The sequence below is a fragment of the Pseudomonas sp. RA_35y_Pfl2_P32 genome, assembly GCF_963970735.1.
Taxonomy (GTDB): Bacteria; Pseudomonadota; Gammaproteobacteria; order Pseudomonadales; family Pseudomonadaceae; genus Aquipseudomonas.
Window position 1 is genome coordinate 1 of the sequence record NZ_CAXAQF010000013.1, and the last position, 19,571, is coordinate 19,571.

Genomic DNA, 19,571 nt, shown 5'->3' on the forward strand with positions numbered 1-19,571 from the left:
CCTCTTTTTCAACTCCTTTCGCGCTTCGATGAACTGAAGCAACCTGCTGCCGAAAACTGCTTAACTCATTGTTTTCCAAGGAGTTTTCCGTTTCGACTGCGCCGGAAGTGGGGCGAATTATAGACATCCAGAATCTGCCGTCAACCTTTAATTAAGCTTTTGTTGCAGAAGATGCTTTTTTGCTCTTTAAGCGCGGGATTCGCCGGGCAATGGCAGGTACACGCAACACTAATAGCAGCGCACCTACAGAGGCATAGATCGCCCACTCTTTAAGGTCAGCACGAACAATCCACAGCATGTGCAGCAACCCAAGCCCCAGAATCCCGTAGACCAAGCGGTGCAACTTCTTCCAGCGCACGCCCATACGTCGCTGACTGTATCGATTTGAAGTCACCGCCAGCAGCAACAGCCCTATAAGACCGAGACTGCCGACAATAATGTACGGCCGCTTGCTTAACTCCACCCCCAGCTGCGACCAATCCAGACCCAGGATAAACACCAGGTACGCAGACAGATGCAGCACCGCATAGGCAAAGCTCCACAACCCCAGTTGTCGCCTGACCGTTATCCAGCCCGCCCACCCACTCAACTTCTGCAAAGGCGTCATACCCAGGGTGATCAAGAGCAGCGTCAGTGTCCCCAGGCCCAGGCGATCGACCAGCACCTTGCCCGGATCCGGCCCCAACGCCGAACTCCAGGCCTCATACAGCCAGAGTACCGGCCATACCGCCGCCGCTATAAAGACAGCACTGCGCCAAAACACAAACCGCATCAGTAGTTCACCCTCAAGTCCATGCCCGCATACAGCCCGGCCACTTCATCCGCGTAGCCATTGAACATCTGGGTGGCTCGCACATTGGGCTTGAACAAGCCGCTGGGCAAACGCCGCTCCCGCGCCTGGGTCCAGCGCGGATGATCCACAGTGGGGTTCACATTGGCGTAGAAGCCATATTCATCTGCAGCAATGCTCTGCCAGGTGGTTTTTGGCTGCTCGCTGACCAGGCTGATCCGCACGATGGACTTCACACTCTTGAAGCCATACTTCCACGGCACCACCAGGCGCAATGGCGCACCGTTCTGGTTAGGCAATTCACGTCCGTACATCCCGACCGCCAGTATCGCCAGCGGGTGCATCGCTTCATCCAGGCGCAGCCCTTCTATATAAGGCCAGTCAATCAGGGCAAAACCAGAGCGCTGGCCCGGCATGCTCTGGGGGTCCAGCAGGGTCTCGAAACGAATGTACCGGGCCTTGGAGGTGGGCTCGACCTGCTTGAGCAACGCCGAAAGAGGAAAGCCGATCCAGGGGATGACCATCGACCAGGCCTCCACACAACGCAGACGGTAGATACGCTCCTCCAACTGATAGGGCTTCATGAAGTCTTCCAGTGCATAACGCCCCGGCTTCCCCACCTCCCCGTCCACCACCACACTCCAGGGTTCGGTTTTCAAGGCGCCGGCGTTGGCGGCTGGATCACCCTTGTCGGTGCCGAACTCATAGAAGTTGTTGTAGTGGGTCGCATCCTTGAAGGGTGTGATCGACTCATCCTTGACGTTGACGGCCCCCCAGCGGGTCGCTGGGAGTTTTTCCCTGAACCAGGCCGGCGCCTTCCCCGGCTCGACGTCCGGGTAACGCGCGACTTCATCGGCACCGGCCCAGCGCGGTAGGCTGCTGGCCGCCATCACGCTGACTGCAGTGCCCAGCATGCTGCGGCGAGACATATAGAGGGATTCAGGCGTGACGTCCGACTCAGGACAGTCAGACGACTTGGGGAATTTGAATAACATGACAACTCCGCAGCATTGGAGGGCTGATGCACCAATAGACTGCGGAGTATGAGGGAAATTACATCACTCGGCTTTTTTGTGCCGGCGAAGGTGTAACAAGTATTGCACCGGGCCGGAGGCGGCGTAGGCGAGAAACACCAGGAGCAGGATGCGCGGCGGATCACTGAACACGACGGCAAACACCAGCACCACCGCCAGGATCGCCACAAAAGGCACACGGCCCTTCAGGTCCAGTTCCTTGAAGCTGTTGTACTTGATGTTGCTGACCATCAGCATGCCGGCCGCAGCCACCATCAGCGCCACCAGGAACGACATTTTCGACCCCTGGATCCCGTAGTCACTGAAGGCCCAGACTATACCCGCCACCACACCCGCGGCAGCCGGGCTGGCCAGGCCGATGAAGTAACGCTTGTCCGCAGTTCCCACCTGAGTGTTGAAACGCGCCAGACGCAAGGCAGCGCCCGCTACGTAGATGAAGGCAACCATCCAGCCGACCTTGCCCATGTCACCCAGGGCCCAGCCGAACGCCAGCAATGCCGGCGCCACACCAAAGGCAACCATGTCCGACAGCGAGTCGTACTCGGCGCCGAAGGCACTCTGGGTATTGGTCATCCGCGCGACCCGGCCATCCAGGCCGTCGAGCACCATGGCAACAAAGATCGCGATCGCGGCGAAAGCAAAGTACTTGCTCGCGCCCGCAGCATCACCGGCACTCAAGGCGCTCTGAGCACTCATCGAGTTGATGATGGAGTAGAACCCCGCGAACAGGTTCGCGGTAGTGAATAGATTCGGCAGAAGATAGATACCACGATGCCGGACTTTACGGCCTTCAGCGTCATGCCCTTCTTCGATGTGCTCATCGATGGGCAGCAGGCTTTCGGCGTCAGAAGCCTGGTTTGGCTCTTCGGGACGTTCGCTCATGGACAGTACCTTGCAACGGTGTGGATAGTTTCGACAGGTGTCTGCGCCAACGGTTCGCAGCACAAACGATGCAGCTTTATACCAGAACCAGCCCACCAAACGAAAAAACGCGGCCTAAGCCGCGTTTTTCGTACTGGATCGTGACTTAGTTTTTGGCTTTGTCGACGATCTTGTTGGCACCGATCCACGGCATCATCGAACGCAGTTGCTCGCCGATGATTTCGATGCCGTGTGCAGCGTTGTTACGACGCTTGGCGGTCATCGAAGGGTAGCCGGTTGCACCTTCGCTGATGAACATCTTGGCGTATTCGCCGTCCTGAATGCGTTTCAGGGCGTTGCGCATGGCCTGACGGGATTCGGCGTTGATGACTTCCGGACCGGTCACGTACTCGCCGTACTCGGCGTTGTTGGAGATCGAGTAGTTCATGTTGGCGATACCGCCTTCGTACATGAGGTCAACGATCAGCTTCAGTTCGTGCAGGCACTCGAAGTAGGCCATTTCTGGCGCGTAGCCAGCTTCAACCAGGGTTTCGAAACCGGCTTTGACCAGCTCAACGGTACCGCCGCACAGAACTGCTTGCTCGCCGAACAGGTCGGTTTCGGTCTCGTCCTTGAAGGTGGTTTCGATGATGCCGGTACGACCACCACCAACGCCAGCGGCGTAGGACAGTGCAACGTTCTTGGCGTTGCCCGAAGCATCCTGGTAGATCGCGATCAGGTCAGGAATACCGCCGCCTTTCACGAACTCGGAACGTACGGTGTGGCCGGGAGCCTTCGGCGCGATCATGATCACATCGAGGTCAGCGCGCGGAACAACCTGGTTGTAGTGGATCGCGAAGCCGTGGGAGAAGGCCAGGGTGGCGCCTTTCTTGATGTTCGGCTCGATTTCGTTCTTGTACAGGGCAGACTGGAACTCGTCCGGGGTCAGGATCATGACCAGGTCGGCCGCTGCAACAGCGGATGCCACGTCAGTCACTTTCAGGCCGTGAGCTTCAGCCTTGGCAACGGTAGCCGAGCCTTTACGCAGGCCAACGGTAACGTCAACGCCGGAATCTTTCAGGTTGCACGCTTGAGCGTGACCCTGGGAGCCGTAACCGATGATGGCAACTTTCTTGCCCTGGATGATCGACAGGTCGCAGTCTTTTTCGTAATAAACTTTCATGAAATTCCCCTATATATCCAGGCCGTTCAGGCCATTCGCTAATTTGGTTTAGATGCTGAGTACTTTGTCGCCGCGGGCGATGCCGGTTACGCCGCTACGGACGGTTTCCAGGATCGAGGCGGTGCCAATGGACTGGATGAAGCTGTCGAGCTTGTCGCTGGTACCGGTCAGTTGAACGGTATACACGCTGGCGCTGACATCGACGATCTGTCCACGATAAATATCGGTAGTGCGCTTGATCTCGGCGCGCTGGGCACCAGTCGCCTTGACCTTGACCAGCATCAGTTCGCGCTCGATGTGCGCGCTTTCCGACAGGTCGACCAGCTTGACCACTTCGATCAGCTTGTTCAGGTTCTTGGTGATCTGCTCGATGATTTCATCATGCCCCACAGTGGTCAGCGTCAGACGCGACAGGGTCGGGTCTTCGGTGGGTGCCACGGTCAGGCTTTCGATGTTGTAGTTGCGCTGCGAAAACAGCCCGACTACACGAGACAGAGCGCCCGGTTCGTTTTCCAGAAGCAAGGAAATAATGTGCCGCATGATTAAGTACGCTCCGTCTTGCTCAGCCACATATCGCGCATGGAGCCGTCTTTGATCTGCATCGGGTAGACGTGCTCGCTGGTGTCGACCGAAATATCGATCACCACCAGGCGGTCCTTCATGGCAAACGCTTCTTCCATCTTCGACTTCAGATCTTTCGAGTCGGTGATGCGCACGCCGACGTGACCATAGGCCTCGGCCAGCTTGACGAAGTCCGGCAACGACTCCATGTAGGAGTGCGAATGACGGCTGCCGTAGCTCATGTCTTGCCACTGGCGAACCATGCCCAGCACACCGTTGTTGAGGATCACGATCTTGACCGGCAAGCCGTATTGCAGGCAGGTGGACAGCTCCTGGATGTTCATCTGGATGCTGCCTTCGCCCGTGACGCAGGCAACATCGACGTCCGGGAAGCTCAACTTGATGCCCATGGCCGCAGGGAAACCGAAGCCCATGGTGCCCAGGCCGCCGGAGTTGATCCAACGGTTTGGCTTGTTGAACTTGTAGTACTGCGCCGCGAACATCTGGTGTTGACCCACGTCGGAGGTCACAAAGGCATCGCCCTTGGTCACTTCGCACAGGGTCTCGATCACGGTCTGCGGCTTGATGACGCTGCCATCACCCTTGTCGTAAGGGAACAGGCCACGATCACCGCGCCACTCGTCCACTTGCTTCCACCAACTGGCAACGGAGTCCTTGTTCGGGGTCTCGCCGATTTCCTTGAGGATCGCGACCATTTCGTTCAGGACGCTTTCCACCGGACCCACGATTGGCACGTCGGCCTTGATGGTCTTGGAGATCGAAGCCGGGTCGATGTCGATGTGGATGATCTTGGCATTCGGGCAGAACTTCGCCGGGCCGTTGATCACACGGTCATCGAAACGGGCGCCGACCGCCAGGATCACGTCAGCGTGGTGCATGGCCAGGTTGGCGGTGTAGCTGCCGTGCATACCGAGCATGCCAATGAACTGACGGTCAGTGCCAGGGTAGGCACCCAGGCCCATCAGGGTATTGGTCACGGGCAGGTTGAGCATCTGGGCCAGTTCGGTCAGCGGCGCGGAGCCGCCACCAAGGATCACGCCGCCGCCTGCGTACAACACAGGACGCTTGGCCGCCAGGAGCATTTCTGCCGCCTTGCGGATTTGCCCGGAGTGACCACGAACAGCCGGGCTGTAGGAACGCAGCTTGGCTTTTTTCGGGAAGATGTATTCGAACTTCTCGGCCGGGTTGGTCATGTCTTTTGGAATATCGACAACCACCGGACCTGGACGACCGGATTGCGCCAGGTAGAACGCCTTCTTCATGACTTCCGGGATTTCCGAAGCGTGCTTGATCATGAAGCTGTGCTTCACGATCGGCCGGGAGATACCGATCATGTCGGTTTCCTGGAACGCGTCGGTGCCGACCATGGTGCTAGGCACCTGACCGGAAATGATCACCATTGGAATCGAGTCCATATAGGCGGTGGCAATCCCGGTGATGGCGTTTGTGGCGCCTGGACCGGAAGTCACCAATACCACGCCGGCTTTACCGGTGGCACGGGCGTAGCCGTCAGCCATATGGGTAGCCGCTTGTTCATGACGAACCAGGATATGAGTCACTTCCGGCTCTTTGAACAGGGCATCGTATACATGAAGGAGAGCACCACCCGGGTACCCGTAGATATATTTGACGCCTTCGTCACGCAAAAAGCGGACGAGCATCTCACCGCCAGATAAAAGCTCCACGTTGTTCACCTCTAAAACGCCAGAATACCGCCCACATAAGGGGACGGGTCTTAATAGGTTTACTTCTCAGCAGAGCATGAGCGACGGTGGTCGCCGACTACGTCAGCACTGACTGAGCAAGTATTGGGAGCGTCCCAAGTGTTGCGGGACTTTCCCACCCAGCGCGAGGTAACGCGTTGCGGGTGTAACAGGTCGGCGCGGATGTGCGCCTCATGATCTGCTGAGCGGGCCTGCTTCTGGCAGTCCCTCTACAGCGGACTTTGGATTCTTCTGTTTCGCCCTCTGCAAGTCAAGCCGTCAATGTGCTTAATTCGAACTAAGCACATGAGAACGCAAGAAAAAACCGCCAAACGCCAGGTCGGATTATTTCAATTGCGCAGTTTTGGCAAGAAAATGGCATACGAACGCACCTGTCGCGGCTCACAGAGGGGATTTTCTTGGGGGATTTAGCACCGCTGCCAGCAGGACGCTGGCAGCGGTCGCATCAACGAGAGGCGCTGATGAGTTGGTCGAACTCTTTGAGCAGAACCTGCAACTGACGATCCCGGCCCTGGACATCCCGGGCGGCGAAGACCATTTCGGCCATCTCCTGAATCCCCGAGGCATTAGGCAAGGGCAGATCCTGTTCGAGGATCATCTTCATCCGTGGCAGGAAGATCCATTGCAGCCACTGTTCGAAGTCCAGGCTGTCGACCGAGAAGGGTTCGACACTGGACAGTGCCTGCGCAGAAGGTGAAACCTCGTCCCACCAGCCCTGGACCCGCAATTCGCGCTCGATCAGCAGCAACTGCTCGGCGATCTTTGGAAACCGTTGATCCATCACAGGGTAACCTTGGCCTTCTGCCGCGCCTGGGCCGCACCGGCGGCATCGCCCTGCTGCTCACGCGCCTGGGCGATCAAACCCCACAGGCTTGCCTGCAGGTCAGGACGGCCATTGGCCAGGGTCAGACCGCGACGGGCGAACTGCTCAGCCTGGGGCGCATCGCCCTGGGCCATGCGCACTTGCGCCAGGCGGTACAGCACCTGCGGCTCACGCGGGGCTACCCGCTGGGCCCGCTCAAGGCTCGAAGAGGCGCCATTGAGGTCACCGCCAGCCTGTTGCTGCTGGGCCGTGGTGAGCAAGGCCAGCACCGGGCCGTCCAGCTGTTCGTCAGCCGATAGACCACCGCCCGCGCTGCTGGCCGAAGGTACGCCGCTCGGCGTCGGCGGCAGGCTGTAGCGGGTGCTCGGCACGAACGGGCCACTGTCGACCGGCCCCGAAGTAATCGGCCCGGAACTGATCGGGCCTGGGGTGATCGGCTGGGTGCTGATCGGCGTCGAGGTCGTGGCGCCGCCCCCTGGCACCATCACCACCACACCGGTATCACCCTGTGGGATGGCCTGGACCTGGCCCTGTGCCGGGCGGGTCACGGTAGTCTTGCGAAAACCGCCGTTGGCAGAGAGGCGCTCGCTGTTGGACACCTTGGTGCCTGAATCGACCACCGGAATCGAGCCGCGCTGCACGGTCGAGCAACCACTGAGCAACGTCAGAGCCGTCAGCGTCACCGCTGGAATAAACCACTTGTTCACTTGAAACCCTCTCTGCTTAATTCATCCAGCCCTTGACCCAGTCCATCACCGACTCGCCTGAGGCGGGGTCTGTGCCACCGCAGGCAGCGCCGGGAGGCGGCTCGCTGCCGCGAATATACGGCATCTGCACCGCGCCCGGGCAACTGGCATCGGAGCCCTGCCCGGTCCGCGAATCGACCCAGGCCTGCACGATATTGTCCGGCTGCGGCATGTCCAGCGGCAGCGGGTCGGCCTTGCGCATGAAACTGCTCCAGACCTGCAGCGCACCGGTGGCTCCGGTGAACGGCGTCTTGCCGTTGTCATCGCGGCCCAGCCACACCACCGCCAGCAGGTCCTGACTGAAACCGGCGAACCAGCTGTCCCGTGAATCGTTACTGGTACCGGTCTTGCCCGCCAGGGTCAGCGTCTTGGGCAGCACGTTATAAACCGAACTGCCGGTACCTTCACGCATCACCCGCTGCATGGCGCTCTGGATCAGATAAATGGAAGCCGGATCAAAGCGCTGCTGGATCTGGAAGGGATAACGCTTGAGCGGCTCGCCCTCGGCCGTCAGTACGCTGCGAATCCCGCGCATCGGCGTATTGAAACCACCGTTGGCCAGGGTCTGGTACATGGTTGCCACTTCGATTGGCGTCAAGGCACCTGCCCCCAACAGCATCGACGGGAAGGCCGGGAACTCACGCGTGACGCCGAGGCGGCCGAGGGTCTTCAGGACATTCGGCACCCCCACTTCCAGACCCAGGCGTGCGGTCGAGAGGTTGTAGGAATGCGCCAGCCCCTGATACAGGAAGACCGTACCGTGGGACCGACGATCATAGTTCTGCGGCTTCCAGACCTGGCCATCGGCGCCTTTCACCGAAAACGAGTCGTCGGACAGCCAACTGGTCAGGGTGTACTTGCTCGGTTTCTCCAGCGCTGTCAGATACACCGCCGGTTTGATCAGCGAGCCGATCGGGCGCACCGCATCCAGCGCCCGGTTGAACCCGGCAAAACCGGCCTGGCGACTGCCAATCATGGCCTGTACTTCCCCGGTTTCCGGATTGGTCACCACCATTGCCGCCTCGACCTCGTCCGCACCTTTGCGTCCGGAAAGACGCTTGAAGGTGTCGTTGACCGAGGCCTCGGCTTTCATCTGCAGGATTGGGTCGAAGCTGGTGAAAATCCGCAAGCCTTCTTCGGTCAAGTCTTCGTCGCGGTAGTCTTCGCGCAACTGACGCTTGACCAGGTCGATAAAGCCCGGGAACGAACTGTCGGCCAGCTTGCCGCGGGTGGTCACGCCCAGTGGCAGCTTTTTCGCGGCCGCCACCTGCTCGGCCGTGGCCACGCCCTGTTGCTCGAGGACATCCAGCACCAGGTTGCGCCGCTCCAGCGCCCGCTCGGGGTTGCGTCGCGGGTTGTAGTAGGACGGCCCTTTGACCATGCCCACCAACATGGCCACTTGATGCAATTTCAGCTCGGACAGCGGCTGGCCGAAGAAGAACTGACTCGCCAGGCCAAACCCGTGCACCGCGCGCTGGCCGTCCTGACCGACGAACACTTCATTGAGGTACGCCTCAAGGATTTCCCTCTTGTCGTAATGCAATTCAAGCAACATCGCCATCATCGCTTCAGTCAGCTTGCGGCTCAGGCTGCGCTCATTGGTCAGGTAGAAGTTCTTGACCAATTGCTGGGTCAACGTGCTACCGCCCTGGGTCATCTTGCCGCCAGAGGTGTTGACCCAGACGGCCCGGGCAATCGACTTGGGCGACACACCCCAGTGGCCGTAGAAATCCCGGTCTTCGACCGCGATCAGGGTTTCCAGCAAATAGGGCGGGACCTGATCGAGCTTGATCAGAATCCGGTCTTCGAGATTTTTCGGGTAGATCCCGCCGATCAGCAGCGGCTCCAGCCGCACCACGGACAGTTTCGATCCGTTCAGCGCAGACAGTTCGGCCACGTAGTCGCCGGAAAAACGCACACGCACTGGCTGGGCCTTCTCCATGCCTTCATAGAACTGGAAACCACGGGTGTTCAGGTCCACGGTATTGCCGCTGACCGCAGCTGCGCCAGGGCCATTGGCCACACTTTCGCGGCGATAGCCCAGGGCATCGAGTTCCGTGAGGAAGTCTTGCTTGCTGAGCTTTTGTCCGACGAACAGCTCCAGCGGACGGGCATAAACCTTGGCTGGAATGGTCCAGCGCTTGCCGGAGAACTTCTCCTGGACCACGGCATCAAGGTAAACAGCAAAGCCTGCCAGCACCACGAGGCCGACCAGACTGAGCTTCAGGGCCCAGCCCAGCCAAGGGCTCAGGCCTTTGGAGGGACGTTTTTTAGCAGTGCGGGGGGATCGGGTACGAGTCATGGCGGCGGATTATACGCACTTTATTCCTGATCAACATGAGCCCCACGAGGTTTGCGTTGGCCCCGCTTGCGGCCATAATGGCGCCCTTGAATTTTCCCAGACTCTGAAGGATCGCCCGTGAGCCAATCCCTGATCGCTGCCCTGCAAAACCCGGCCCTCTACCCCCATCCGGTAGACGGATTCCAGGTCATCGAGACGCACATCTCCTGGGTGCTGCTCACTGGCCCCTACGCCTATAAAATGAAGAAGCCGGTGAACTTCGGTTTCCTCGACTTCACCACGCTCGACGCTCGCGAGCACTTCTGCGGCGAGGAACTGCGCCTCAACCAGCGCCTGACCAACGACCTGTACCTGGAAGTCTTGCCGATCACCGGCAGCCTCGAAGCCCCCCAGTTGGGCGGCAACGGTCCGGTGCTGGACTACGCGCTGAAAATGCGCCAGTTCCCGCAAAGCCAACTGCTCAGCACCCTGCAGGCCAATGGCGAATTGACCACCGCGCACATCGACGCCATGGCCCAACAGATCGCCCGCTTCCACCTCCAGGCGCCGCGGGTTCCGGCCGACCACGAAGCGGGTACGCCGGACAGCGTCATGGCCCCGGTACGGCAGAACTTCGAACAGATTCGTCCGTTCCTCAATGACAAGGCCGACCTGCTGCAACTCGAGGCCCTGCAAGCCTGGGCGCAAAGCAGCTTCGAACGTCTCAAGCCGCTGCTGGCCCAGCGCAAGGCCGAGGGTTTCATCCGCGAATGCCACGGTGATATCCACCTGGGCAACGCCACCGTGATCGACGGCAACGTGGTGATTTTCGACTGCATCGAATTCAACGAGCCCTTCCGCTTCACCGACGTCTATGCCGACACCGGCTTCCTGGCGATGGACCTGGAAGACCGCGGCCTGAAAAGCCTCGCTCGACGCTTCATGAGCCAGTACCTGGAGCTGACCGGCGATTACCAGGGCCTGGAGCTGCTGAACTTCTACAAAGCCTACCGCGCCCTGGTGCGCGCCAAGGTCAGCCTGTTCAGCATGCCTGCCGATGCGACCCCCGTGCAGCGCGCCACCACCCTGCGCCAGTACCGCAACTACGCCAACCTGGCGGAGAGCTACAGCACCATCCCGTCGCGCTTCCTGGCCATCACCCACGGCGTCTCGGCGGTCGGCAAAAGCCGCGTAGCCATGCGCCTGGTCGAAGCGCTGGGCGCCATCCGCCTGCGTTCCGATGTCGAGCGCAAGCGCCTGTTCGGCGAGCAGCAGGTACCCAACGATCCACAAGCCGGCATCTACAACGCCGACGCCAGTGCCGCCACCTATGCACGCCTGCACGAGATTGCCGACGTGATCCTGCGTGCCGGCTTCCCGGTCGTGCTCGACGCCACGTACCTCAAGCGCGAGCAGCGCGATGGCGCGGCGCACGTAGCCGAAGCCACTGGCGCACCCTTCCTGATTCTTGACTGCAACGCGCCCCAAGCCGTGATCGAGAGCTGGCTGGCCCAGCGTCAGGCCGACAAAAACGATCCGTCCGACGCCAACCTGGCCGTTATCGCGGCTCAACAAGCCAATCGCGAAGCCCTGACACCTGCAGAGATCCTCTGCAGCAAACGTGTCCAGACCAACGAAAGCGGGACCCTGGACACCGTCGTCGCGCAGATTCGCCAGCGCCTGCCGGGCCTGTAAGCACGCGAATACCCGACGTGGGGCCGCGACGGCCTCACGTCGACCACGTAGTGGCACTATACTGGCGTCATAAATCCAACACGGTGATGCCCATGAGCCAGCCCAGACTGCTTGATACCCCGCTTTATGCCCTGCTGCACAAAGACAACATCCAGAGCTTCAACCGCGAACGCCCGCAGAACGGTCCCATCGACATGGTGGGCGGCGACTTTCGCGGCCTCGACCTGCGTGAACTGAACGCCGAAGGCATCGACTTCAGCGATGCCTACTTTCGCTCCGCCGACCTGCGTGGCATCGATTTCCGCCAGGCGTCTCTGGAAGGCGCGAGCCTGGCCCATGCGCAAATTTCCGGCGCCTACTTCCCGCCCGAACTCTCGGCCGACGAAATCCTCATGTCGATGAACTTCGGCACCCGCCTGCGTTACCGCACCCGCTAACCCCCCTCACGCCCACTGAACGTCTGGCGCCGTCACTGGGCCAGACTTCGTGCGTTGCGTTGACGACACCCCACCTCGCCTCAACGCCTCTTGCAGAGCCATCTGGCACATGGCCTTAGAAGCTTTTGCGTTCAAACCGACCAAAGAACCACGCTTTTCCTACTGACCGCTACACTCCTCATAGGTCCGCCCAACGCACTCTTCGCCCATCGCAAGGAGGCTTGATGAATGACGAACTGCAACATCTGAAGAATCTTGGCAAGACGTCGGCGCAATGGCTGCATGCCGTAGGCATTCACAGCGCTTCGGATTTGCGTCGGCTGGGGGCGGTGGATGCTTACAGGGCGGTACGCACCCGCGGGTTCCGCGCATCGAAGGTGCTGCTGTACGCGATTGAGGGGGCACTGCTGGACATGCACTGGAACGATATTCCCGCCGAACGCAAAGACGCCCTCAATAAACAACTAGAAGCCATCTCGTCCCGACAAAAGAACTGAGCCCCTCGATACCAGCCAACCCCAAGGTTTACAGGGGGGTCAAACAAGTGTTTGGCGAAATGAAAAAGAATTCAGAAAACAGCCGTTGACATAGAAATGAGAATCGTTATGATTGCCACAACTGGTCGCGAGATCAGCTGATCTTCTGGAAGACCATTGGTTCGGACTCTCAGATTATCTCCTCATCAGGCTAATCACGGTTATTTGACCCGGCTCTTGCCGGGTCTTTTTTTGCCTGTCGATTACTCGCCGCCAGCCGTTGACTGACGCATTGACGCGCAATAGTCCTGCGCCGGCCGGACGGCCGTGTACCAGACGTAATCCGCCGAGACGGCTGAAACTGCCGAGCCTTTTTCCGCCAGCATCAGCACCGCCGCTGGCGGGCGAACACCGAGATCTTCCAGGTGCACTGGCACCCCGAGGTCCAGGCGAGCGTGATAACCACCGGCAAACAGGATAGCGGGCATCGGCGCGGCCATCAGGCGCTCGGCCATTCGCCGATCCCGATGCTGCTGCACGGCCAGCATGGCGGGCATCTGGCTTTCAGGCAGCAGGCCGCAATGGGATTGCGCAATCTGCGCCAGCAACGGCGCCTTGACCGAGTCCGCATTCGAGCGCCCACCGCTCAGGGCGGGAGCCTCCTTGTAGAGGCGCCGTACCTCCGGTCCATCCAGATTGGCTGCCAGCAAGGGATAGGGCTGGACCAAGGCGTAACGCACGATCGGGCCATATAGGCTCCAGTCCCAACCCTGCTGCCAGGCCAGTGCCGCCGGCACATCAGCCGGCCATTGCCCGGGACTGCTCGCGCGCAGTCGGTCGACTGCGGCCTGTTGCTGCGCAGTCAGCATTTCCAGCAACAGACTGCCTTGTGCTCGGCGCTGGGCCAACGCTTGCAACAGCCATAGCTGGACCTGGTGGTGATCAGGGTTGTCGTGCTGCTCGCCGACTACCACCCGGGGCGCCCCGGCCAAACGCTCGACCAGCGCCTGGACCGTCAGTACCTGCCCGCTGCGCAGATCGACAATCTCCCCAGCAGGCTGGCCTACGCCAGTCAGCACCGCGCTCTGGCAGCCCGCCAGCAGCAGGCACAACAGAATCAAGCTTCGACTCATCAACTCACCTCAACGGGCAATGATCAGCGGATGGCCACGCTCCGGGTGCGGCTGTACCAGCACCTCCAGGCCGAACACCGCTTTGAGCGAATCGGGGCGCAACACCTGTTGCGGGGTGTCGAGCGCACGGGGGCGACCGTTTTCCAGCAGCAGGATGCGGTCACAGTAGCGCGCCGCCAGATTCAAGTCGTGCAGGATCACCAGCACCGCCGCACCGCGATCGGCAAACTGGCGCACCGCCTGCAACGTGGTGTGTTGATGCAAGGGGTCGAGCATCGAGGTCGGCTCGTCAAGCAGCAAGGTCTGCCCCGCCTCACCCGGCCACAGTTGCGCCAGCACCCGCGCCAGGTGCACCCGCTGGCGCTCCCCCCCCGACAGTGCGGTGTAGCTGCGACCGCTCAAGTGGCCAACGTCGGCGGCCTGCAAGGCGGCCGCGACAATCTCGTCATCTCGCTGGCGCCCGGTCTGATGCGGCAACCGGCCCATGCCGACCACCTCTTCGACGCGGAAGGCAAAATCCAGGGTCGAACTCTGCGGCAGCACGGCCAGGCGTTGCGCACGGCTGGCGCCCTCCCACTCACTCAAGGGGCATTGGTCCAGCCAGACGTGTCCATGATCGGCGCGCAGCTCCCCACACAAGGCTGCGAGCAAGGTGCTTTTACCCGCGCCGTTAGGGCCCAGCACGCCCAGGACTTCGCCGGGGTTGAGCGCAAGGTCGATGTCCGCCAGGACAATGTTGCCGCCTCGGCGGATCTGCAGGTTTTCCACTCGCAGCATCAGGCACGACCTCGCAACAACAGAAACAGAAAGAACGGTGCGCCGATGAACGCGGTGACAATGCCGATTGGCAACTCCGCCGGCGCCAGGGCCAGGCGCGCCACCAGGTCGGCCAGCAGCAACAGGCTGGCACCCGCCAGGATCGAGGCTGGCAACAGCACCCGATGATCGGGCCCGGCCAACAACCGCACCAGATGCGGCACCACCAGCCCGACAAAGCCGATCATTCCCGCCGCCGCGACAGCCGCGCCAACCCCCAAAGCAGTGCAGAACACCAGTTCGCGTTTGAGCCGCTCGACGTTGATCCCCAGGTGACTGGCCTCGGATTCGCCAAGCAGCAGTGCATTCAATGCCTTGGCCCGGCGCGGCAACCACAGCGCCACCACGGCCGTCACCAGCAGCAAGGGCCACAGGCGCGCATAGCTGGCGCCATTGAGACTGCCCAGGTTCCAGAACGTCAGGGTACGCAGGGTCGCATCGTCGGCCAAATAGGTGAACAAGCCCACCGCCGAACCAGCCAGGGCCGTCAGGGCGATACCCGCCAGCAACATGGTCGCGACATTAGTCTGGCCGTTGCGCCGGCCCAGACGATAAACCAGCGCCGTCACCCCCAGGCCGCCGAGGAAGGCGCAGATCGACAGCAGGTACGGAGCGATGGCCTCAGGCAAACCGCCGAACAGCGAACCACCGACAATTGCGATAGCCGCGCCGAGGGCCGCGCCACTGGAAACCCCCACCAACCCCGGATCCGCCAGCGGGTTGCGGAACAGCCCCTGCATCGCCACCCCGGACAAGGCCAGGACGCCACCCACTGCCAGCCCGAGCAGGGTGCGCGGCAAACGGATCTGCCCGAGAATCAGCTCGGCCTGCTCCAGGCCATCCCCGGCAATCGGCAGCCCGAGCATACGCAGGGCCGCCCGCAAGGTGTCCAGCAACGGCAAGCTGACAGGGCCCAGAGCCAGGGACAACCAGATCGCCAGCACGCACAGCAGGCCCAGGCCAATGAACAATGAACGCGGCTTTACCAAAGTGCTCATTGGGCAGCGGTGGCCTTGGCGGATTCAGCTGGATAGAACCCGGCGGATAACTTCACCAGGCTTTGCGGCAAACGCGGTCCCAGCCCGCCAACCAGCAGCGTCGGGTCCAGCTCCAGAACGCGACCGACCTTGGCCGCTGGCGTCGTGGCGAGGATTGGGTTTTGCTTGAACAACGCCGCACGTGCCGCATCGCCGGCCAGCGCCCGGTCCGAGAACACCAGGACATCCGGCGCCAATCCCGCCAGCGACTCCACCGAAAACGGCTTGCCCCCGGCGTGTCCGAGCAACAGCAGCACACCCGGTGCCTTGGCGCTGGCCTGGGCCTGGCGGACCCAGACCTGCTGCTGCGCAAGTTGCTGTTGATAACCCTCGAACAGGGCCGTGGCCTGGGCCTCACTACCCAACAAACGCCCCAGGTGCTGCAAATTGTTCTGCAGGGTGGGCAGGTCCGGTTGGGCCGAGAACAGTTCAACCTGGACCCCGGCACTGCGAATCTGCGACAACACTGGCGGCGGGCCCATTTCTTCGGTGCCGATCAGAATCTGCGGACGCAGGCTCAGAATGCCTTCCGCCGATAGCTGGCGCTGATAACCGATACTCGGCAAGGCCTTGAGCGACTCCGGGTGCTGGCTGGTGGTGTCCACGCCCACCAGCTTGGCTTGCGCGCCCAAGGCACTGACCCACTCCGACAGCGCGCCCCCGGCACTGACCCAGCGTTGCGGCAATTGGGCTGCGGCGGCCCCTTGGGTAACCAGAAGTCCGACACAGAGCGCAATAGCGCGGGTACTCAGGCGCATAACAGGGTTTCCTTTCAGGCGTTTTCCCGCACAATCCCAGGCGCTTTGGCTAACGTACCTTCGCGGGCGAAGCCGGCATTTGATAATTGTTAGCATTTGCACGTCAAGCACAGACATATCTGCTAACCCGCGTACGCCGCCCATAACCGCCCGAGACCCACGTCTTCGGCACCTGAGGACAGTCATGAAGTTTCTTTGCACCAGCGCCGAACTGGTCGATGCCAGCAGCCGTGGTTTCGAGATCGCCGGGCAAAAAGTCTTTGCCGTACGCCGCGAGGGCCGGGTCTACGCCTACCAGAACTGTTGCCCGCACCGCGGCGTCGGCCTGGAATGGCAGCCGGACCAGTTCCTCGACCCCAGCGCCAGCCTGATCCAGTGCGCTACCCACGGCGCACTGTTCCTGATCGAGAGCGGTGAATGCGTGGCCGGGCCCTGCGCCGGCCAATCCCTCAAGGCCCTGAAGTGCCGCGAAGACGCCCAAGGCATCTGGGTCCAAGGCTAAACGCCGAGCAGCACCTGAAGACGCCGATCGACCCTGATTTCCTCGGCGGTCAGGCTGACGCCATAGGCCAACACTTCAACCCCGGACGCTTTGGCCTCCGCCAGGGCGGCGGCGTAGCCCGGATCGATCTCCACTGCCGGGCGCACCGCCTCAATCCCGGTCAGGTTCACGCAATACAACTGCACCGCGCGAACCCCGTCCTGGGCCAGGCACGCCAACTCCCGCAAGTGCTTGGCACCGCGCTGAGTCACCGCATCAGGAAAGGCCGCGACAGCCGAACCGTCGAACCCCAAGGTGACACTTTTGACTTCGACGAAAGCCGGTCCGTGGGGGTAATCCAGACGGAAATCGATCCGGCTGTTTTCCTGCCCGTACGGCACTTCCCGCTTGAGCCCGGTAAAGCCGGCCAGCTCGCTGATCAACCCGGCGCGCAGCGCTTCCTCGATCAACGGGTTGGCCCGCGCCGTGTTGACGCACGCCAGGCGCCCTTGCGGGGTTTCGCTGATTTCCCAGGTGCCGGGCAATTTGCGCTTGGGGTCGTTGGAACGGCTGAACCACACCTGCCCGCCCTCGACCATGCAATTGAACATCGAGCCGGTGTTAGGGCAGTGAATGGTGAGCATCTCGCCGGTAACGGTTTCGATATCGGCGAGAAAACGCTTGTATCGTCGGATCAACCGACCTTCTTCAAGGGGAGGGTCGAAGCGCATCAGCCTTGCCAGCTCCGCAAGCCACGGGCAATCCGCTCCACCGCTTCCTGCAACCGCGGCAGGCTCTGGGTGTAGGCAAACCGCACGTGATGCCCGGCCTGGTGCCGACCGAAGTCCAGCCCCGGGGTAAAGGCGATGTGTTCGGTTTCCAGAAAATGCCGGCAGAACGCAAAGGCATCGCCGCCAAAGGCGCTGATGTCCGCATACAGATAGAACGCGCCCTCCGGCTCTACCGCGATGCCGAAGCCCAGCTCACGCAACGCCGGCAGGAGGAAATCGCGGCGCCGGCCGAACTCGGCGCGGCGCTCTTCCAGAATGCTCAAGGTTTCAGGCTCGAAACAGGCCAATGCCGCGTACTGGGCCATGCTCGGCGCGCTGATATAGAGGTTCTGGGCCAGCTTCTCCAACTCGCTGACCGCCCCTTGCGGCGCCACCAGCCAGCCCAGGCGCCAGCCGGTCATGCCGAAATATTTGGAAAAACTATTGAGGACAAAGGCACTGTCGTCCACTTCCAGCACGCTGGCGGCATCAGTGCCGTAGGTCAGGCCATGATAGATCTCGTCCACCACCAGATGACCGTTGCGCCCCTTGATCGCCGTCGACAGGCCCGCCAGTTCGTCGCGGGTCAGAATGGTCCCGGTGGGGTTGGCGGGGGATGCCACCAGTGCGCCGACGCTGTCCTGGTCCCAATAACGCTGCACCAGGTCCGGGGTCAGTTGGTAACGCACCTCCGGCCCTACGGGCACCAGTTGTGCTGCGCCCTCCACCAACCGCAGGAAGTGGCGGTTGCACGGATAGCCGGGGTCAGCCAGCAACCAGTGTTTGCCCGGGTCCACCAGCAAGGCACTGGCCAGCAACAGCGCGCCGGAACCACCGGGAGTGATCAGGATGCGTTGCGGATCGATGTTCAAGCCGTAGCGTTGCCCATAGAAGCCACTGATGGCTTCACGCAACTCGGGGATGCCGCGCGCCGCGGTGTAACGGGTTTTACCCGCCGTCAGCGCCGCCTGGCCAGCCTGGATGATCGGTTCGGCAGTGGTGAAGTCCGGTTCGCCGATTTCCAAGTGGATGACGTCGTGCCCGGCGGCTTGCAGCTCGTTGGCGCGCGCCAGCAGGGCCATGACGTGGAAAGGTTCGATAGCGCGGCTGCGCGCACTGTAGGACTGAGCCATTAGCCTTCCTTCAACGGGGTAAAAAAGAAACGATTCTACCCAAGGCCAGGAACGAGCGAGAAGCTAATGCGGTCACACGACCAAGGTTCATGTGTCATAGAGCCATACGCGAGGCGCAAGATTGACTAAAATCAATATTTGATCAGGTCTCCAGAGCCGCCAGACCAGGCTTTGCAACCCTTTGCAAGCCTTACGGGCCGCAGCCTCGACATGAGGGAGTAGCGCGGCCTGATTTGATCTGGTAAGTTCGCCCGCTTGCAGCCGCAGGGCCGGCAGGTGTCGGTGATGGAGCAATCCTGCGCAATGGATTACAAGAGTAGAGGCGGTCCATTTCATGCCCACCCAAGCAAAGCAACAGGCAAATCAGTCGATCAGCGGCTTCGAACCCTACGTTGAATCCAAGGGCGAGGAGTACATGGGCAAGCCCATGCGCGCTCACTTCACCAAGATCCTGAACAAGTGGAAACAGGACTTGATGCAGGAAGTCGACCGTACGGTTGACCACATGAAAGACGAAGCGGCCAACTTCCCCGACCCGGCCGACCGTGCCAGCCAGGAAGAAGAATTCAGCCTCGAACTGCGCGCCCGCGACCGCGAGCGCAAGCTGATCAAGAAAATCGACAAGACCCTGCAACTGATCGAAGACGAAGAATACGGTTGGTGCGAGTCGTGCGGCGTCGAGATCGGCATTCGCCGTCTCGAGGCGCGTCCTACCGCCGACATGTGCGTCGACTGCAAGACCCTTGCGGAAATCAAGGAAAAGCAAGTCGGCAAATAAACCTCGACTTGAAACAAAAACGGAGCGTGCGAA

At 61.1% G+C, this 19,571-nt stretch carries 20 protein-coding genes; 5 read left to right on the plus strand and 15 right to left on the minus strand.

Annotated features, from left to right (window positions below; genetic code table 11):
* Positions 1 to 151: 151 nt before the first annotated feature.
* From msrQ to mrcB, 9 genes are all read right to left on the minus strand, one after another.
* Positions 152 to 772, minus strand: a complete 621-nt coding sequence (gene msrQ / locus AACY45_RS14390; protein WP_339546094.1) for a protein-methionine-sulfoxide reductase heme-binding subunit MsrQ — start codon at positions 770 to 772, stop codon at positions 152 to 154.
* Complete coding sequence (gene msrP / locus AACY45_RS14395) at positions 772 to 1,785, minus strand: protein-methionine-sulfoxide reductase catalytic subunit MsrP (RefSeq protein WP_339546095.1); 1,014 nt, start codon at positions 1,783 to 1,785, stop codon at positions 772 to 774. Before msrP ends, msrQ begins: the two co-directional genes overlap by 1 nt.
* Positions 1,786 to 1,848: 63 nt before the next feature.
* Positions 1,849 to 2,706: a CDP-diacylglycerol--serine O-phosphatidyltransferase gene (pssA, locus tag AACY45_RS14400; RefSeq protein WP_095166608.1), complete on the minus strand. Its 858-nt coding sequence runs from the start codon at positions 2,704 to 2,706 to the stop codon at positions 1,849 to 1,851.
* Between the two features lie 145 nt (positions 2,707 to 2,851).
* The gene (gene ilvC / locus AACY45_RS14405; RefSeq protein ID WP_007948647.1) at positions 2,852 to 3,868 is read right to left on the minus strand and encodes a ketol-acid reductoisomerase; all 1,017 of its coding nucleotides are present in this window, start codon (positions 3,866 to 3,868) and stop codon (positions 2,852 to 2,854) included.
* A 48-nt stretch (positions 3,869 to 3,916) separates the two neighbouring features.
* Complete coding sequence (ilvN, locus tag AACY45_RS14410) at positions 3,917 to 4,408, minus strand: acetolactate synthase small subunit (protein WP_003205610.1); 492 nt, start codon at positions 4,406 to 4,408, stop codon at positions 3,917 to 3,919.
* Between the two features lie 2 nt (positions 4,409 to 4,410).
* Entirely contained in the window at positions 4,411 to 6,135 is a 1,725-nt protein-coding gene (locus tag AACY45_RS14415; RefSeq protein WP_339546096.1) for an acetolactate synthase 3 large subunit, read from the minus strand.
* Between the two features lie 484 nt (positions 6,136 to 6,619).
* Positions 6,620 to 6,955 carry a YqcC family protein gene (locus AACY45_RS14420; RefSeq protein WP_339546097.1) on the minus strand — a complete coding sequence of 112 codons (336 nt, stop codon included), beginning with the start codon at positions 6,953 to 6,955 and terminating at the stop codon, positions 6,620 to 6,622.
* Positions 6,955 to 7,704: a tetratricopeptide repeat protein gene (locus tag AACY45_RS14425; RefSeq protein WP_339546098.1), complete on the minus strand. Its 750-nt coding sequence runs from the start codon at positions 7,702 to 7,704 to the stop codon at positions 6,955 to 6,957. Before AACY45_RS14425 ends, AACY45_RS14420 begins: the two co-directional genes overlap by 1 nt.
* Positions 7,705 to 7,720: 16 nt before the next feature.
* Entirely contained in the window at positions 7,721 to 10,045 is a 2,325-nt protein-coding gene (mrcB, locus tag AACY45_RS14430) for a penicillin-binding protein 1B (RefSeq protein ID WP_339546099.1), read from the minus strand.
* Between the two features lie 117 nt (positions 10,046 to 10,162).
* Here mrcB and AACY45_RS14435 point away from each other — a divergent pair, with 117 nt between their 5' ends.
* The 3 genes from AACY45_RS14435 to AACY45_RS14445 all read left to right on the plus strand — a co-directional run bounded on the left by AACY45_RS14435 (position 10,163) and on the right by AACY45_RS14445 (position 12,653).
* On the plus strand, positions 10,163 to 11,719 hold the full coding sequence (locus AACY45_RS14435; RefSeq protein ID WP_339546100.1) for a bifunctional aminoglycoside phosphotransferase/ATP-binding protein: 1,557 nt from the start codon (positions 10,163 to 10,165) through the stop codon (positions 11,717 to 11,719).
* A gap of 92 nt (positions 11,720 to 11,811) precedes the next feature.
* Positions 11,812 to 12,156, plus strand: a complete 345-nt coding sequence (locus tag AACY45_RS14440; RefSeq protein ID WP_339546101.1) for a pentapeptide repeat-containing protein — start codon at positions 11,812 to 11,814, stop codon at positions 12,154 to 12,156.
* A gap of 224 nt (positions 12,157 to 12,380) precedes the next feature.
* Positions 12,381 to 12,653 (plus strand): TfoX/Sxy family protein, encoded by a 273-nt coding sequence (locus AACY45_RS14445; RefSeq protein ID WP_095166596.1) that lies wholly within the window; start codon positions 12,381 to 12,383, stop codon positions 12,651 to 12,653.
* Positions 12,654 to 12,895: 242 nt separating this feature from the next.
* On the opposite strand, the gene AACY45_RS14450 is transcribed toward AACY45_RS14445, so the two are convergent.
* Genes AACY45_RS14450 through AACY45_RS14465 form a run of 4 tightly spaced genes read right to left on the minus strand, consistent with a single transcriptional unit; the run spans position 12,896 to position 16,376 of the window.
* The gene (locus tag AACY45_RS14450) at positions 12,896 to 13,765 is read right to left on the minus strand and encodes a ChaN family lipoprotein (protein WP_339546102.1); all 870 of its coding nucleotides are present in this window, start codon (positions 13,763 to 13,765) and stop codon (positions 12,896 to 12,898) included.
* A gap of 9 nt (positions 13,766 to 13,774) precedes the next feature.
* Positions 13,775 to 14,542 carry a heme ABC transporter ATP-binding protein gene (locus tag AACY45_RS14455; RefSeq protein ID WP_339546103.1) on the minus strand — a complete coding sequence of 256 codons (768 nt, stop codon included), beginning with the start codon at positions 14,540 to 14,542 and terminating at the stop codon, positions 13,775 to 13,777.
* A complete protein-coding gene (locus tag AACY45_RS14460) occupies positions 14,542 to 15,525 on the minus strand; it encodes a FecCD family ABC transporter permease (protein ID WP_339546237.1) in 984 nt (327 codons plus the stop codon). Before AACY45_RS14460 ends, AACY45_RS14455 begins: the two co-directional genes overlap by 1 nt.
* Before the next feature lie 50 nt (positions 15,526 to 15,575).
* Positions 15,576 to 16,376: a heme/hemin ABC transporter substrate-binding protein gene (locus AACY45_RS14465; protein WP_339546104.1), complete on the minus strand. Its 801-nt coding sequence runs from the start codon at positions 16,374 to 16,376 to the stop codon at positions 15,576 to 15,578.
* 184 nt (positions 16,377 to 16,560) lie between these two features.
* On the opposite strand from AACY45_RS14465, the gene AACY45_RS14470 reads away from it, so the two are divergent.
* Positions 16,561 to 16,878: a Rieske (2Fe-2S) protein gene (locus AACY45_RS14470; RefSeq protein WP_339546105.1), complete on the plus strand. Its 318-nt coding sequence runs from the start codon at positions 16,561 to 16,563 to the stop codon at positions 16,876 to 16,878.
* Here AACY45_RS14470 and sfsA read toward each other — a convergent pair.
* Together sfsA and AACY45_RS14480 are read right to left on the minus strand one after the other, a co-directional pair.
* Positions 16,875 to 17,588, minus strand: a complete 714-nt coding sequence (sfsA, locus tag AACY45_RS14475) for a DNA/RNA nuclease SfsA (protein ID WP_339546106.1) — start codon at positions 17,586 to 17,588, stop codon at positions 16,875 to 16,877. The genes AACY45_RS14470 and sfsA overlap by 4 nt on opposite strands.
* Positions 17,588 to 18,760 carry a pyridoxal phosphate-dependent aminotransferase gene (locus AACY45_RS14480; RefSeq protein WP_339546107.1) on the minus strand — a complete coding sequence of 391 codons (1,173 nt, stop codon included), beginning with the start codon at positions 18,758 to 18,760 and terminating at the stop codon, positions 17,588 to 17,590. Before AACY45_RS14480 ends, sfsA begins: the two co-directional genes overlap by 1 nt.
* A gap of 334 nt (positions 18,761 to 19,094) precedes the next feature.
* Between AACY45_RS14480 and dksA the strand changes: the two genes are divergently transcribed.
* Positions 19,095 to 19,538 (plus strand): RNA polymerase-binding protein DksA, encoded by a 444-nt coding sequence (dksA, locus tag AACY45_RS14485; RefSeq protein ID WP_095166579.1) that lies wholly within the window; start codon positions 19,095 to 19,097, stop codon positions 19,536 to 19,538.
* Positions 19,539 to 19,571: the final 33 nt, after the last annotated feature.